A 16,304-nucleotide genomic window follows, 5' to 3' on the forward strand; every position below is an offset into this window, starting at 1 on the left:
ATGCCGGTGACCGACTCTTCCATCCCCGCTTTGCTAGAGGAGCGGGCTGACCAACAGCCGGATGCCGCTGCGTTTACCTATATAGACTATGGACAGGACCCAAAAGGGTTTGCTGAGAGTCTCACCTGGTCACAGGTTTATGCCGGTGCATGCGTCATTGCTGAAGAGCTCAAATTGTGCGGCTCGCCCGGCGATCGGGTGGCGATACTGGCGCCGCAGGGGCTGGAATACGTCATGGCCTTCCTCGGGGCGCTCGAAGCTGGTTTCATCGCGGTGCCGTTGTCAACTCCGCAATACGGCATTCACGACGACCGCGTTTCCGCGGTGCTGCGGGATTCCGGGCCGGTCGCCATTCTCACGACGTCCGCTGTGGTGGGCGACGTGACGAAGTATGCGTGCGCGCACGACGGCCAGCCGGCCCCCTTCGTGATCGAGGTGGATCTGCTCGATCTAGATTCGCCGCGGCAGCTGCCTCGGAAACACCATCCGAAACACCAATTCTCTTCCGGCGCGGCCTATCTTCAGTACACGTCCGGATCCACGCGCACGCCGGCCGGTGTCGTCGTGTCGCACAAGAACGTAATCGCCAACGTGACGCAAAGCCTGTATGGCTATTTTGGGGATCCGGCAAAGCTTCCAACCGGGACTGTGGTCTCGTGGCTGCCCTTGTACCACGACATGGGGCTGATTCTCGGCATATGCGCACCAATGGTGGCCGGACGCAGCGCGGTGTTGATGAGCCCGATGTCATTTTTACGGCGCCCGGCCAGCTGGATGCGACTGCTTGCCACCAGTGGCCGCTGCTTTTCCGCGGCACCGAATTTTGCCTTCGACTTGGCCGTGCGCAGGACATCCGACGACGACATGGCCGGGCTGGACCTGGGCAACGTGGTGGGAATCGTCAGCGGCAGCGAACGAATCCACGTCGCAACGGTGAAGCGGTTCACCGAGCGCTTCGCTCGTTTCAACCTGAGCCCAACGGCAATACGGCCCTCGTATGGCCTCGCGGAAGCGACCCTTTTCGTGGCGGCTCCCGAAGCCGGCACCGAACCCAAGACAGTCCGTTTCGACTACGAGCACCTGACGGCCGGTCGGGCTACGCCCGGCGGAACCGAAGGGACGGTCGGCACCGAACTCATCAGCTACGGTTCGCCCGACCCCACGTCGGTGCGGATCGTCGACCCGGAGACCCTGATCGAGAATCCACCGGGAACGGTCGGCGAGATCTGGGTACATGGCGACCACGTGGCCATGGGATATTGGCGTAAGCCCGAGCAAACCACCCGCACGTTCAACGCGAAGATCGTCAATCCCGCGCCCGGAACCCCGGAGGGACCGTGGCTGCGGACCGGCGACTTGGGCGTGTTGGCAGGCGGCGAACTGTTCATCATGGGCCGCATCAAAGACCTTCTCATCGTCGATGGGCGCAACCACTATCCCGACGACATCGAGGCGACGATCCAGGAAATCACCGGGGGCCGTGTCGCGGCAATAGCCGTGCCGGATGACATCACCGAGCAGTTGGTGGCGATCATCGAACTAAAGAGACGCGGGACTTCCGCCGAAGACGCCATGCTCAAGCTCCGTTCGGTGAAGCGTGAAGTCACCTCGGCGATATCGAGGTCGCACAGTCTGCGTGTCGCCGATCTTGTTCTGGTGTCACCCGGTTCGATTCCCATCACCACGAGCGGCAAAATCCGGCGGTCAGCCTGCGTCGAGCGGTATCGGAGCGACGGATTCAAGCGGTTGGACGTGGCCGTATGACGGCGAGTATCAGTGGTGAAGCCGACCTTCGCCATTGGCTTGTCGACTACCTGGTAACCACTATCGGCTGCACACCCGACGAGGTCGACCCCGATCTCTCACTGGCCGACCTCGGTGTGTCGTCCCGCGACGCGGTTGTGTTGTCCGGGGAATTGACGGAATTGTTGGGCAAGGCCGTATCCCCGATCGACTTCTGGGAACACCCGACGATCAACAGTCTGGCCGCATACCTCACCGCGCCCGAGCCTGACCTTGAATCGGACCCGTCGCGGCGGCGCCCGGCGCGCACCTCCCTCGAAGAGCCGATCGCCGTCATCGGAATGGGATGCCGCTTCCCAGGGGGGATAACTGGGCCAGAAGCGTTGTGGCAGTTCCTCTGTGAGCGCCGTTCTTCGATCGCGGAGGTTCCCCCGGAACGGTGGCAGCCGTTCGACGACGGCTCACCCGAGACGGCGGCCTCGCTGGCGCGCACGACGAAATGGGGTTCCTTCCTACCCGATGTCGCCGCCTTCGACGCCGAATTCTTCGAGATCTCGCCCAGCGAAGCGGCCAAGATGGACCCGCAGCAACGCCTGCTGCTGGAAGTCGCCTGGGAGGCGTTGGAACATGCGGGGATTCCCCCCACCTCGCTGCGCAGGTCACAGACCGGGGTGTTCGCCGGGTCGTGCGCAAGCGAATACGGGGCCATTGCTTCCACCGATATCGGCGAGATCGACGGATGGACCAACACCGGTGGCGCGCAAAGTATCATCGCGAATCGCCTCTCCTACTTCCTGGACCTGCGTGGTCCCTCCGTGGCGGTGGACACCGCATGTTCGTCGTCGTTGGTTGCGATACACCTGGCCTGCCAGAGCCTTCGAACCCAGGACTCCCAGCTGGCCATCGCGGCTGGAGTGAACTTGCTGTTGTCCCCTGGCGTTTTTCGCGGTTTCGACCAAGTCGGCGCGTTGTCGCCCACGGGGCGATGCCGCGCGTTCGACGCGGCGGCCGACGGGTTTGTGCGCGGTGAGGGCGCCGGCGTGGTGGTGCTCAAGCGGTTGACCGACGCGCAACGCGACGGGGACCGGGTGCTGGCGGTGATCTGCGGCTCGGCGGTCAACCAAGACGGTCGCTCCAACGGGCTGATGGCGCCCAATCCGGCGGCCCAAATGGCGGTGCTGCGCGCGGCCTACGCCAATGCGGGGATGCAGCCGAACGAGGTCGACTATGTCGAAACTCATGGGACCGGAACACTGCTGGGCGACCCCATCGAAGCGCGCGCCCTCGGCACGGTGCTCGGTCGCGGACGTCCCGAGGATTCTCCCCTGCTCATCGGCGCCATCAAGACCAACCTCGGTCATACCGAGGCGGCGGCCGGGATCGCGGGCTTCATCAAGACAGTGCTGGCGGTGCAGCGTGGCGAGATTCCGCCGAACCAACGATTCGAGAGCCCGAACCCGCACATTCCTTTCGCCGACCTCCGGATGAAAGTCGTTGACGAACAAACGGATTGGCCGGCGACCGGGCATCCCCGCCGCGCTGGGGTGTCGTCGTTCGGATTCGGTGGGACGAACGCGCACGTGGTGATCGAGCAGGGTCAAGAGGTGGCCCCGGCGCCCACGCGAGCTGCTGACCACGAAGTGTCGACGTTGATAGTGGCGGGCAAGACCCCGCAGCGGGTGGCCGCCACGGCCGGTGTGCTGGCCGACTGGATGGAGGGGCCGGGCGCCGAGGTGGCGTTGGCCGACGTGGCCCACACCGTCAACCACCACCGGGCCCGGCACGCCAAGTTCGGCACCGTGGTTGCCCGCGACCGCGCCCAGGCGGTGGCGGGATTGCGCGCGCTGGCCGCCGGCCAGCTCGCCCCCGGCGTGGTGGGCCCGCACCCCGGCCCATCCGACGGCTCTCACGGGCCGGGCACGGTGTTCGTCTATTCCGGGCGCGGATCCCAATGGGCCGGGATGGGCCGCCAATTGCTGGCCGACGAACCGGCTTTCGCCGCCGCCTTGGCCGAGCTGGAACCCGTGTTTGTCGAGCAGGCCGGGTTCTCGCTGCGCGACGTGATCGCCGAAGGCAAGGAACTGGCCGGCATCGAGCAGATCCAGCTGGGCCTGATCGGCATGCAGCTGGCGCTGACCGCGCTGTGGCGCTCCCACGGCGTGACACCCGACCTGGTGATCGGCCACTCCATGGGTGAGGTGGCCGCCGCCGTGGTGGCTGGAGCGCTCACCCCGGCCGAGGGATTGCGGGTGACCGCGACCCGGTCGCGGCTGATGGCCCCGCTGTCCGGGCAGGGCGGCATGGCACTGCTGGAACTCGACGCGGCGGCGACCGAGGCGTTGATCACCGACCACCCGCAGGTGACGTTGGGGATCTACAACTCGCCGCGCCAGACCGTGATCGCCGGACCCACCGACCAGATCGATGAGTTGATCACCCGGGTGCGCGCGCAGAATCGGTTCGCCAGCCGGGTCAACATCGAGGTGGCCCCGCACAATCCGGCGATGGATGCGCTGGCGCCCCAGATGCGTGCGGAATTAGCGGATTTGACCCCGCGAAACCCGACGATCCCGATCATCTCCACCACCTACCAGGATCTGGACACCAACCCGGTCTTCGACGCCGAGCACTGGGCCACCAACATGCGCAACCCGGTGCACTTCCAGCAGGCCATCGCCCGCACCGTTCGGGGCGGGGACCGCCCCTACCACACCTTCATCGAAATCAGCGCCCACCCGCTGCTGACCCAGGCCATCACCGACACCCTGCACACCGCCCAGCACGGAACCCGATACACCACCATCGGCACCCTGCACCGCGACACCGACGACACCATCACCTTCCGCACCAACCTCAACACCGTCCACACCACCCACCCACCGCACACCCCGCACCCCCCCGAACCACACCCACCCATCCCCACCACCCCCTGGCAACACACCCGCCACTGGATCGCTCCCAAACGTGCGGCCATCGCTGTCGGATCGGCACCCCGTGCGGGCACACTGCTCGGCCACCACACAACGGTGGCCCCAACTGCCGAGACTCCGCCCACCCACCTGTGGCAAGCGAGGCTGACGCCGGAGGCCAAGCCATATCCCGGCCGGCACCGATTTCATGGGGTCGAGGTGGTCCCGGCATCGGTCGTGCTGCACACAATCCTTTCCGCGGCAGCCGAATTGGGCTTCTCCGGGTTATCCGGAATCCGCCTCGCGCAGCCGATCTTTGTCGACCAGCCACGCCATATCCAGGTGGTGGCCAACGGCGAATCGATCAGCCTGGCCTCGGCTCCGGCTGCGGACGCGACCGCGGACCCCTGGACACGACATGTGACCGCCCAACTTTCGAACGACCGGCATAAAGCCAGCGGGCACAATCACACGAATGGTCAGTGCGACCCGATTTCGGGGCCGGTTTCAGACCCGGTTCCAGACATTGCCGGCCTGCTCGCCGTGCGTGGGGTGGACGGCCTGCCCTTCACATGGTCGGTGGATTCATGGACAGCAACGTCGAGCGGCCTCGACGCCGTGATCGCCCTCCCGGAGTCACTCCCGGAGGGCTCGGCGGCGCCGCTACTGGACGCCGCGGTGCACGTCGCCGCCCTGGCGGATATCAGCGATTCGCGTCTTTATGTGCCGGCAAGCATCGAGCAACTGTCGCTCACCGGCACCGTCACCGAACCGAGAGCCTCGATATCGGTGAGCCCCACCGCCCGTGGCGGCGACGAGGTCACCGTCGATGTGACCATCGCCGGCCGGGGCGGTGCGACCGGCCTCTCGATGCGCTCCCTTCGGTACCGGGCACTGGACCTCGGCGACGGACAAGCCGACGGATCGGGCGGCCTGGTCGAATCGCACGCCGACGCAACGAAGTTCGTGCACACGATCGACTGGCAACCGCGGCCCGCGCTGGAGGATGGTCAGGCGCTCACGGTTACCGGTCCCATCGCAGTGATCGGTCATGACGCTGGTGGCACCCTGTTGGGAGCGCGCCTCGAACATGCCGGCTACGCGCCGGCCGCGGTTTCCGAAGCGCGTTACGTGCTTTACGTCGCGAATTCGCAGTTATCGGGCGCCCAGGAGACCGACGTCGACTTTGCCGTGCGGACCGCGGCCGAGGTGGCCGACCTGGTGCGGACCTTGGCGGCGCGCGACGCCGACAACCCGGCGGCGCTGTGGATCGTCACGCGCGGAGTCCACGAAGCGGCGCAACCGTCCGCGCTGCGTCAGAGCTTCTTGTGGGGGCTTGCCGGTGTCATCGCCGCTGAGCATCCCGACCTGTGGGGCGGACTGGTCGATCTCGTCGCCGACGCTGATCTCGGCGACGTCGCCGCGGCGCTTGCCAATCTGTTTGCAACACCGAGCAAATCGATCTTGGTGCTGCGCGACGGGATGGTTCTCGCCCCGTCCTTGGCGCCGCTGCGCGGCGAGGCAATTCGTAAGCCCTTGCAATGCAGGCCCGATGCCGCCTACCTCATCACCGGTGGAATGGGCGCACTGGGCCTGCTGATGGCCGGTTGGCTCGCGGACCGCGGCGCTCGCCGCGTGGTGCTGACGGGCCGCACTCCGTTGCCGCGCAGGCGGGATTGGGACCTCGACACCATCGGCGCCGACCTGCGGCAGAAGATCGATGCCATCCGCGCACTGGAGACGCGCGGCGTGACCGTCGAAGCCGTCGCCGCCGACATGGGATGCCGCGAGGACGTGCACGCCCTGCTGGCCAAGCGAGATCGTGAAGGAGCGGCACCCATCCGCGGGATCATCCATGCGGCAGGCGTCATCAACGATCAACTCGTGACGAACATGACCGACGATGCCGCGCGGCAGGTTGTGTGGCCCAAGATCGGCGGCTGCCAGGCGCTGCACGAGGCATTTCCACCCGGCAGCGTGGACTTCTTCTTTTTGACCGCATCGGCCGCGGGGATATTCGGCATCCCGGGACAGGGTTCCTACGCCGCCGCCAATTCCTACCTCGACGCGTTGGCCCGGTTTCGCCGGCAACAGGGCTGCCACAGCATGAGCCTCGACTGGGTGGCCTGGCGTGGACTCGGATTCGGCGCGGACGCCCGGATCGTCAGCCAAGAGCTGCGGCGGATGGGTTCACGGGAGATCACGCCCGCGGAGGCCTTCACCGCTTGGGAGTACGCCCACGGCTTCGACGTCGCGCAGGCGGTTGTGGTGCCGGTGCCGACGGCGACCGGCGCCGACGGGTCCCGCGGGTCCGGCGCCGCGGCTACCTGTCTGGTCCCGGCCCGCAATTGGTCACAGATGTCGCCCACCGATGTTCGCGATGCACTCGAAAATGGGCTAAGGACCATCATCGCCGCCGAGCTCCGGCTGCCGGAGGCAGACCTGGAGACCAACCGGCCGTTCGCCGAGCTGGGACTCAACTCCCTTATGGCGATGGCGATTCGGCGTGAAGCTGAGCAGTTCGTGGGGATAGAGTTGTCGGCCACCATGCTGTTCAATCATCCCACCGTTGCGTCGCTGGCCGGATATCTCGCTAAAATCGTTGCGCCGCAGAATAATTCAGGCGACGACAAGATGGCCGCGTTGTCCGCATCGGCGGGTAGTGTGTTGGACAGCCTGTTCGACCGCATCGAATCGACGCCGACCGACGCCGACAGGTCCTCGTGATGCGCACCGCATTCAGCCGAATCTCCGCCATGACCGCGCAGCAACGCGCCGCCCTGGCCGACGAGTTCGACAAGATCTCGCGCATCGCGGTGGCGGAGCCGATTGCGGTGGTGGGGATCGGTTGCCGCTTTCCGGGCGAAGTCAGCGGGCCGGAAAGCTTCTGGGACTTGCTGGTCGAAGGCCGCGATGCGATCTCGCGGATACCGTCCGATCGATGGGACGCGGAGGACTTCTACCACCCCGACCCTCTGACGCCGGGGAGGATGACGACGAAATGGGGCGGTTTCGTACCCGACATCGCAGGATTCGACGCCGAGTTCTTCGGCATCGCCCCGCGCGAGGCCGCGGCGATGGACCCCCAGCAGCGGATGCTGCTGGAGGTTGCCTGGGAAGCCCTCGAACATGCCGGCATTCCACCGGATTCCCTCGGCGGCACCCGGACCGGCGTCATGATGGGCGTCTACTTCAACGAATACCAATCGATGTTGGCGGCAAGCCTGGAGAATGTGGACGCCTACAGTGGCACGGGAAACGCCCACAGCATCACGGTCGGCCGGATCTCCTACCTGTTGGGGCTGCGCGGTCCGTCGGTGGCGGTGGACACCGCGTGTTCGTCATCGCTGGTAGCGGTGCATCTCGCCTGCCAAAGTTTGCGCCTGCGGGAAACGGACCTGGCTCTGGCCGGCGGAGTAAGCGTCACCCTCCGCCCAGAGACCCAAATCGCGATTTCCGCATGGGGATTGCTCTCCCCGCAGGGCCGGTGCGCCACGTTCGACGCGGCGGCGGACGGGTTTGTGCGGGGCGAGGGCGCCGGTGTGGTGGTGCTCAAGCGGTTGACCGACGCGGTGCGCGACGGCGACCGGGTGCTAGCGGTGGTGCGCGGGTCGGCGGTCAACCAGGATGGTCGTTCCAATGGTGTCACCGCGCCGAATACGGCCGCGCAGTGCGACGTGATCGCCGATGCGCTGCGATCCAGCGATGTTGCGCCCGAAACCGTGAACTACGTCGAAGCGCACGGAACCGGCACCGTGCTGGGCGATCCGATCGAGTTCGAGGCGCTGGCCGCCACCTATGGCCGAGGCGACAGCCCGTGTGCACTGGGGGCCGTGAAGACCAATATCGGCCACACCGAGGCGGCGGCCGGGATCGCGGGCTTCATCAAGGCGGCGCTGGCGGTACAACGGTCCACGATCCCGCCGAATCTGCACTTCTCGCAATGGAATCCAGCCATCGATGCCGCCTCGACCAGGTTCTTCGTTCCCACCGAAAACGTGGCCTGGCCGACCGCGGAGGGGCCCCGGCGTGCGGCGGTGTCGTCGTTCGGATTGGGTGGGACGAACGCGCACGTGGTGATCGAGCAGGGTCAGGAGGTGGCCCCGGCGCCCGCGCGAGCTGCTGACCACGAAGTGTCGACGTTGATAGTGGCGGGCAAGACCCCGCAGCGGGTGGCCGCCACGGCCGGTGTGCTGGCCGACTGGATGGAGGGGCCGGGCGCCGAGGTGGCGTTGGCCGACGTGGCCCACACCGTCAACCACCACCGGGCCCGGCACGCCAAGTTCGGCACCGTGGTTGCCCGCGACCGCGCCCAGGCGGTGGCGGGATTGCGCGCGCTGGCCGCCGGCCAGCTCGCCCCGGGCGTGGTGGGCCCGCACCCCGGCCCATCCGACGGCTCTCACGGGCCGGGCACGGTGTTCGTCTATTCCGGGCGCGGATCCCAATGGGCCGGGATGGGCCGCCAATTGCTGGCCGACGAACCGGCTTTCGCCGCCGCCTTGGCCGAGCTGGAACCCGTGTTTGTCGAGCAGGCCGGGTTCTCGCTGCGCGACGTGATCGCCGAAGGCAAGGAACTGGCCGGCATCGAGCAGATCCAGCTGGGCCTGATCGGCATGCAGCTGGCGCTGACCGCGCTGTGGCGCTCCCACGGCGTGACACCCGACCTGGTGATCGGCCACTCCATGGGTGAGGTGGCCGCCGCCGTGGTGGCTGGAGCGCTCACCCCGGCCGAGGGATTGCGGGTGACCGCGACCCGGTCGCGGCTGATGGCCCCGCTGTCCGGGCAGGGCGGCATGGCACTGCTGGAACTCGACGCGGCGGCGACCGAGGCGTTGATCACCGACCACCCGCAGGTGACGTTGGGGATCTACAACTCGCCGCGGCAGACCGTGATCGCCGGACCCACCGACCAGATCGATGAGTTGATCACCCGGGTGCGCGCGCAGAATCGGTTCGCCAGCCGGGTCAACATCGAGGTGGCCCCGCACAATCCGGCGATGGATGCGCTGGCGCCCCAGATGCGTGCGGAATTAGCGGATTTGACCCCGCGAAACCCGACGATCCCGATCATCTCCACCACCTACCAGGATCTGGACACCAACCCGGTCTTCGACGCCGAGCACTGGGCCACCAACATGCGCAACCCGGTGCACTTCCAGCAGGCCATCGCCCGCACCGTTCGGGGCGGGGACCGCCCCTACCACACCTTCATCGAAATCAGCGCCCACCCGCTGCTGACCCAGGCCATCACCGACACCCTGCACACCGCCCAGCACGGAACCCGATACACCACCATCGGCACCCTGCACCGCGACACCGACGACACCATCACCTTCCGCACCAACCTCAACACCGTCCACACCACCCACCCACCGCACACCCGCACCCCCGAACCACACCCACCCATCCCCACCACCCCCTGGCAACACACCCGCCACTGGATCACCACACCCGCCGCCAGCGCGGCAGCGCTGCAACGCCCGGACCGTAACGGGGCTGCGGTAGGAGGGCAATGGAACTCCGGACCCGGCGGCGACGCGCTCGAAGACTGGTGCTACCAGCTGGCCTGGCCTATCCGCCCGGCCCCCGGCATCGCCACACCCAGCACCGAAAGCTGGCTCGTGCTGGCAGACACCGGGCTCGCCGCCGAACTGGCCCATGCCGTGGGCGCGTCCCGGGTGGACCTCCTCGCACCGACGGCGCTAGCCCACGATGGCGATCCGTCCACGCTGCTCGACGCGCTCCGCGGTGTGGACAACGTGCTCTACGCGCCACCCCCCTCCGGGGAATTCCTCGATGTTGCGGCGGCCTACCAGCTATTCCACGCAACACGAAGGCTTGCCGCCGCGATGGTCGCGAGCGGCTCGCCACCGAAGCTGTTCATCGTGACCCGCAATGCGCAGCCGGTTGCCGACGGCGATCGGGCCAACCCCGTCCACGCGGTGCTGTGGGGCCTGGGCCGCTCGCTGGCACTGGAACATCCCGAAATCTGGGGCGGGTTAATCGATCTCGACGAGACGACGCCCGCCGAGCTGATCGCGCGGTACGTACTGAACGAAGCCGCCAGCAGCGACGGGGAGGACCAGGTCGTCTACCGCACAGGTTTGCGCCGTGCGCCCCGGCTGCAGAGACGGACCGCGCCTGCGACGACGTCGCCGGTCACGCTGGGTGACGACACCAGCCACCTCGTCATCGGGGCGACCGGAAATATCGGGCCGCAGCTGATCCACCAACTCGCGGATATGGGCGCAAAGACCGTCGTCGCGGTGTCCCGCACTCCTGGCAGCCGGCTGGCGGACCTAGCCGAAAGCCTGGAATCAACCGGGACAAACCTCATCCAGGTCGCCGCGGATGCATCCGACCCGGTCGCGATGACCGCGCTGTTCGACCGGTTTGGGGCGGACCTGCCACCGCTGGAGGGAATCTACCTGGCGGCCTTCGCCGGCCAGCCAGTGACGCTCGGGGACATGACCGACGACGACGTGGCCGCGATGTTCCGGCCCAAACTGGACGTCGCCCGGCTAATCCACCGGTTGTCACTGAAACACCCGGTGCGGCAGTTCGTTTCGTTCTCCTCGATCTCGGGTCTCATCGGTTCGCGGTGGCTGGCCCACTACACGGCGACCAGCGCCTTCCTGGACACCCTTGGCCATGCCCGTCGCCTGATGGGGCTGCCGGCCACTGTCGTCGCGTGGGGATTGTGGAAATCCTTGGCCGACGCGCAACAAGACGCGAGCCAAGTGAGCACCGAATCCGGACTACAGCCCATGGCTGACGACGTAGCGATCCGCGCACTGCGATCAGCAATGAGTCCGGATGCCGCCGTGCACTCCGTTGTGGTCGCAGCGGATTGGCCGCTGCTGGCCGCCGCCTACCGGACGCGCGGGGCGCTGCGCGTCGTCGACGACCTGTTGCCCGTGCCCGGCGACGCACCGATGCCCGAAAGCGAGTTCCGCAAAGCGCTGCGCAAATGCCCGCCGGAACGACGCCATGACATGTTGTTGGACCACGTCGGTGCCCTGGCCGCCACGGTGATGGGAATGCCGGCCACCGAGACGCTCGATCCATCGACCGGTTTCTTCCAACTCGGCATGGACTCGCTGATGAGCGTCACCCTGCAGCGCGCGTTGTCCGAGAGCCTCGGCGAGTTTCTCCCCGCATCCGTCGTCTTCGACTACCCGACCGTCTACAGTCTTACCGACTATTTGGCCACCGTCCTGCCCGAGCTCCTCGAAACGGCAGAGGCCACGAACGACCAACCGGTCGCCGATGCCTACGACCAACTCACCGAAGCTGAGTTGTTGGAACAACTTTCGGAAAGACTAAGAGGATCGCAATGACCGCCGCGACACCTGATCGCCGGGCGATCATCACCGAGGCGCTGCACAAGATCGACGACCTCACGGCGCGCCTCGAGATCGCCGAGAAGGCCGGCACCGAACCGATCGCGGTGATCGGCATGGGGTGCCGGTTCCCGGGCGGGGTCAACAACCCGGAACAGTTCTGGGATTTGTTGTGCGCCGGCCGAAACGGCATCGTTCGGGTGCCCGCCGACCGGTGGGATGCCGACGCCTACTACACGGACGATCACACCGTGCCGGGGACCATTTGCAGCACCGAAGGCGGCTTCCTCACCAGCTGGCAGCCCGATGAGTTCGACGCGGAGTTCTTCTCGATATCTCCGCGCGAAGCCGCGGCAATGGACCCGCAACAGCGGTTGTTGATTGAAGTTGCCTGGGAAGCGCTAGAAGACGCGGGCGTCGCGCCGCATACCATTCGCGGTACGCAAACCTCGGTATTCGTCGGCGTCACCGCCTACGACTACATGCTCACGCTGGCGGGCCGGTTGCGCCCCGAAGACCTCGACGCCTACATCCCGACCGGAAACTCGGCGAATTTCGCCGCCGGACGGCTGGCCTACATCCTCGGGGCTCGCGGCCCCGCGGTAGTCATCGACACGGCCTGCTCATCGTCGTTGGTGGCGGCGCACCTGGCATGTCAGAGCCTGCGCCGGCGGGAAAGCGACACGGCGTTGGTCGGTGGAACAAACCTGCTGCTGAGCCCGGGTCCGAGCATCGCGTGCTCGCGATGGGGGATGCTGTCGCCGCAGGGACAGTGCAAGACGTTCGATGCGTCCGCCGACGGGTATGTGCGTAGCGAGGGCGCCGGGATAGTGGTGCTCAAGCGGTTGGATGACGCGCTGCGCGACGGCAATCGCATCCTGGCCGTGCTGCGCGGTTCGGCCGTCAACTCCGACGGTGCCAGCAGCGGAGTGACCGTTCCCAACGGTCCGGCGCAACAGGCGTTGCTACGCAACGCATTAACGTCGTCGAAGCTCGAGCCTGCCGACATCGACTACGTCGAGGCTCACGGCACCGGTACCCCACTGGGCGACCCGATCGAACTCGATTCGCTGAGCAAGGTTTTCAGCGATCGAAAGGGCTCCCCTCCGTTGGTGATCGGGTCGGTGAAGACGAATCTCGGTCATCTGGAAGCGGCGGCGGGCGTCGCCGGGCTCATGAAGGCCGTGCTCGCCGTCCGCAACGGCTACATTCCGGCGCACCTCAACTTCCACCGGTTGACCGAGCATGCGAGCGAGGCCGCATCTCGGCTGGCCATAGCCGCCGAGGGCATGGCATGGCCGACCACCGGTCGGCCGCGCCGGGCGGGGGTGTCGTCGTTCGGCGTCAGTGGGACGAACGCGCATGTGGTGATCGAGCAGGCGCCCGATCCTGTTGCCGTTCCGGGACAGGGGCCGGAGCGGGGCCCAGCGCCGGCGTTGTCAACCTTGGTGGTGTTCGGCAAGACGGCGCAGCGGGTGGCCGCGACGGCATCGGTGCTTGCGGATTGGATGGAAGGCCCCGGCGCCGAAATCCCGCTGGCCGATGTCGCGCACACCCTCAACCATCACCGGGCCCGGCAACCTAGGTTCGCCACGGTGGCGGCCGTTGACCGGTCCCAAGCGGTGGCGGGATTGCGCGCCCTGGCCGCGGGCCGATCCGCCCCCGGCGTGGTCGCCCCCCGGGAAGGCTCCATCGGGCCGGGGACGGTGTTCGTGTACTCGGGACGAGGATCGCAGTGGGCCGGAATGGGGCGCCAACTACTGGCCGACGAGCCGGCGTTCGCGCAAGCCATCGCCGAGCTGGAGCCCGAATTCGTTGCTCAAGCCGGCTTTTCGCTGCACGACGTGATCGTCGGCGGCAAGCAGCTCGTCGGCATCGAACAGATCCAGCTGGGGCTGATCGGGATGCAGCTGGCGCTGACCGCGCTGTGGCGCTCCTACGGTGTGACACCCGACGCGGTGATCGGTCACTCGATGGGTGAGGTGGCCGCCGCGGTGGTGGCCGGGGCGCTGACCCCTGCCCAGGGGTTACGGGTGACCGCGACACGCGCACGGCTCATGGCGCCCTTGTCCGGGCAGGGCACGATGGCGTTGCTCGAACTCGACGCCGCGGCCACCGAGGCGTTGATCGCCGACTGCCCGCAGGTGAGCCTGGGGATCTACGCCTCTCCGCGCCAGTCCGTGATCTCCGGGCCGCCGGCAGCGATCGACGTGCTCATCGACAGGGTGCGTCAACAGGGCGGCTTCGCCAGCCGCGTCAACATCGAGGTGGCCCCGCATAACCCAGCGATGGATGCATTGCAACCCCAGATGCGTTCGGAACTAGCGGATTTGACCCCGCGGCCACCGACCATCCCGATCATCTCCACCACCTACGAAGACCTCGGCAACAACCCCGTCTTCGACGCCGAACACTGGGCCACCAACATGCGTAACCCGGTGCGTTTTCGGCAGGCCATCGTTGCGGCTGGTGGCAGCCACCACACCTTCATCGAGATCAGCGCCCACCCGCTGCTGACCCACTCCATCACCGACACCCTGGCCAGCACCTACGACACCGGCAACTACCTGAGCATCGGCACCCTGCAACGCGACTCTCACGACACCCTCGAGTTCCATACGAACCTCAACACGGCGCACACCACCCGCCCGCCCCAAACTCCCCACCCGCCCGAACCACATCCCGTGCTGCCCACCACCCCGTGGCAGCACACCCACCACTGGATCAGCGCCACTTCGTACTCCGGGGCCGCGTACCACCGGACCGGCGCCCACCCGCTCCTCGGCGCGGGTGTCACCGACCCCACCAACGGCACCCGGGTATGGGAAAGCGAGCTCGCCCCGGATCTGCTGTGGCTCGGCGATCACGTCATCGACGACCTCGTAGTGCTGCCGGGCGCGGCCTACGCCGAGGTGGCGCTGGCGGCGGCGGCGGACACCTTCCCAATCGAGCGAGCCGAGCAAGATCGGCCCTGGATGATCTGCGAGCTCGACCTTCATCAGATGCTGCACGTCACCGAAGGCACGGTTCTGGTCACCACGCTCACCGGCGACGAACAGCGGTGCCGGGTTGAAATACGCACCCGCAGCGGCACTTCGGCATGGACCACCCATGCCACCGCCACCGTTGCGCGCGCTGGCACATCCGAGCCCTCGGACCTCGAGCCACCGCGAACCGAGGTAACCCCGACAGGCCTGGCGGACGAACTGGACCCCGACGACCTCTATCAGCGCCTGCGCGGCGCCGGCCAACAACACGGACCGGCGTTTCAGGGCATCGTCGGGCTCGCCGTCGAGCAATCCGGCGCGGCCCACGCACAGGTGCGGCTACCTTCTTCGGCCAGGGCGGGTTCGCGCGACTTCCTGCTGCACCCGGTGATGATGGACATCGCGTTGCAGACGCTGGGCGCCACGCGGACCGCGACCGACCTGGCTGGCGGGCAGGCCGCGCGCAAAACGCTAGTGGTGCCAGTTCGTTTCGCCGGCGTGCACGTGTACGGCGACATAACCCAGGGCGTCCGCGCGGTTGCCTCACTGACCGCAACCGATGAGAGGCTCGTCGGAGAGGTCGTCCTGACCGATCCGGATGGTCAACCGCTGCTGGTCATCGACGAGGTCGAGATGGCGGTGCTTGGGGCCGGCAGCGGCGCAACGCAACTCGATGACCGCCTATTCACGTTGGAGTGGGAGCCCGCACCCCTGGACAAGACGCACACAGCGGCCGATGTTTCGGGTGGCCTGTTGTTGATCGGTGACCTCGCCGCGGGCGACCCCGTGCTACCCGGGCTGCAGTCGGCGTTGCGTGACCGCTTGGGCGAGATCGAGGCCGAAGTCGAGCTCGTCTCTCCCGGCGACGAAGCCAGGCTGCGCGCCGCGATCACCCGATCCGACATCGGGTGGGACGGCATCGTCGTCGTCTGTCCGCCCCGAGCGGGCGATGAATCGCTGCCTGATGACGCGCAACTAGACCTGGCACACGCGCGTACGCTGCTGATCGCCGAGGTTGTCAAGACGGTGACACGCATGGGCGCCCGAAAGAGCCCACGGCTGTGGATCGTCACCCGTGGCGCCGCGCAGCTCGATCCCGCCGAGTCGGTCACGTTGGCGCAGACGGAGCTTCGCGGGATCGCGCGGGTGCTCACATTCGAGCATTCGGAGCTAAAGACCACGGTCCTCGACATCGACCCCGAAGGCGCCGGCTCGCTCGCGGCCCTGGCCGACGAGTTGCTCGCCGGTTCGGACGCCGACGAAATCGCCTTGCGCGACGGGCAACGCTATGTCAACCGGCTGGTGCCCGCGCCCACAACGGC

At 67.1% G+C, this 16,304-nt stretch carries 4 protein-coding genes (1 of these 4 running past the window's edge); all 4 read left to right on the forward strand.

All coding sequences use genetic code 11. From position 1 onward, the window contains the following. Tightly spaced (each overlapping or abutting the next), the 4 genes in view from fadD26 to G6N24_RS14010 form a layout consistent with a single transcriptional unit that may run on beyond the window. Nucleotides 1-1,764 carry a long-chain-fatty-acid--AMP ligase FAAL26/FadD26 gene (gene fadD26 / locus G6N24_RS13995; RefSeq protein ID WP_085161664.1) on the forward strand — a complete coding sequence of 588 codons (1,764 nt, stop codon included), beginning with the start codon at nucleotides 1-3 and terminating at the stop codon, nucleotides 1,762-1,764. Beyond that, complete coding sequence (locus tag G6N24_RS14000; protein ID WP_163745514.1) at nucleotides 1,761-7,379, forward strand: type I polyketide synthase; 5,619 nt, start codon at nucleotides 1,761-1,763, stop codon at nucleotides 7,377-7,379. The genes fadD26 and G6N24_RS14000 overlap by 4 nt, the downstream gene beginning before the upstream one ends. Continuing rightward, a complete protein-coding gene (locus G6N24_RS14005; protein WP_163745515.1) occupies nucleotides 7,376-11,992 on the forward strand; it encodes a type I polyketide synthase in 4,617 nt (1,538 codons plus the stop codon). Before G6N24_RS14000 ends, G6N24_RS14005 begins: the two co-directional genes overlap by 4 nt. Next, nucleotides 11,989-16,304 carry the 5' portion of a type I polyketide synthase gene (locus G6N24_RS14010; RefSeq protein ID WP_163745516.1) on the forward strand. 2,263 nt of this gene lie beyond the right edge of the window, so only the first 4,316 of its 6,579 coding nucleotides appear in the window; the start codon lies at nucleotides 11,989-11,991; its stop codon lies off the right edge, out of view. Before G6N24_RS14005 ends, G6N24_RS14010 begins: the two co-directional genes overlap by 4 nt.

The organism is Mycobacterium lacus, assembly GCF_010731535.1.
Classification (GTDB): domain Bacteria; phylum Actinomycetota; class Actinomycetes; order Mycobacteriales; family Mycobacteriaceae; genus Mycobacterium; species Mycobacterium lacus.